Source organism: Frankia gtarii (genome assembly GCF_025403375.1).
Taxonomy (GTDB): domain Bacteria; phylum Actinomycetota; class Actinomycetes; order Frankiales; family Frankiaceae; genus Frankia; species Frankia gtarii.
Genome location: NZ_JAMPTM010000542.1, coordinates 1 through 1,272, shown reverse-complemented (window position 1 = coordinate 1,272; position 1,272 = coordinate 1). Strand labels below are relative to the sequence as shown.

General features: G+C 67.2%; 2 protein-coding genes. Both read right to left on the bottom strand.

Translation table 11 applies throughout. The annotated features are described in order from the left end of the window. Nucleotides 1–255: hypothetical protein (locus NBZ83_RS32200; protein WP_261576520.1), on the bottom strand; the 255-nt coding region annotated here is incomplete at its 3' end. Between the two features lie 221 nt (nucleotides 256–476). Further along, complete coding sequence (locus NBZ83_RS32195) at nucleotides 477–866, bottom strand: PPOX class F420-dependent oxidoreductase (protein WP_261570856.1); 390 nt, start codon at nucleotides 864–866, stop codon at nucleotides 477–479. Between the last annotated feature and the right edge of the window lie 406 nt (nucleotides 867–1,272).

Below are 1,272 nucleotides of genomic sequence, written 5' to 3'. Positions count from 1 at the left end.
CTCCCCCTGCGCCCCACCGAGACCGCCCTCCTGCACGACTGGCTCCACCAGCTCGCCCGCTGACCCGAACGGCCGCGACGGTCGTCTCGCGAATGTCCGGCGTCGCCTCGATTCGCCGGACAGGCGGGGCGAGCGGGTTGAATCCAGCAACAAGTGATCATTCAGGCTAATTTTGCGGCCGTCGGCGTCACCCGCGACAACAGCCAGGCTGAGCGACTCGACAGCGCCGGGGCAGGCGACCGGCGTGAGCAGCACCCAGACACCCGACCCGGGTGCACTTGTCGTCTGGCGCGACTCGTCGAGAAAGATGACACCGCGATGTCGAGGCAGGGATGCGTTTCCTGTACGCCGTACGCATGGGCGGCCATGTGAACGGGTTTCCTGCCTGAATCGATACCCCACGCTCCGGGGTGTTCCCGACCTCCGCGAGGGCGGGCCGAGCGACGGCGGGCTGAGGGTGCAGCCGGTCGAGCCGGTCAGCTCCGAAACACCACCACCGATTCCGGCACGATCCGCACCACCACCCGGGGCAGGCCGTCCGCCGGCTGATTGGGCTCGCCGAGATACTTGCGGCCGAGCTCGTCGGCGAGTTCGAGAACGCCCTCCCGGATCACTTTCGCAGTGCCCCGGATCTCCGCCGAGACGTACGGGTTCGCCACGTCGAAGATAGAGACGCTGATCCGTGGGTCACGGCTGAGGTTGCGTTCCTTCGTCCGCCCGGCAGGGGTGAAGAACAGCAGCTCATCACCGTCTCTCTTGATCCAGACCACGGAGGACCGTGGAGTTCCATCGGGGTCGACCGTCGCCACGACCGGGAAGTTCCGGCCGTCGAACAAGGCACGAACCTGCTGGTCAAGCACCGCCATCGAAGTGATCCCACCTTTCGTCGCCAACCTGTCCGGACACAGCATTGCCGCGCGGGCCGCCGATCACCAGCCCCGTCACCAGCTGGACCTGCCTGAACGGGTTCCCGGACCAAGCAGGGATGAAACTGCTGCTGATCCATGGCCGCCCACGGGGCAGGTGCACGGGGCAGGTGGATACGAAACGGACACCCGGCACGGCTCCGGCCGACGAGACCAGGGGTGCCTCGCCGAAAGGCGAGGCGGCATGACCAGTAAGCCTTATCGCCCGCAGGCCGGCAACGGTTCACAGGGATCACACAGGGGTGGCACAGGGTCTGCGCAGGCGTGGGGCCGACCTTGAGGACATGACGCTGCCGCCGACCGCCGACACCACCACTGCCACCACTGCCACCACAACCCCCACCAC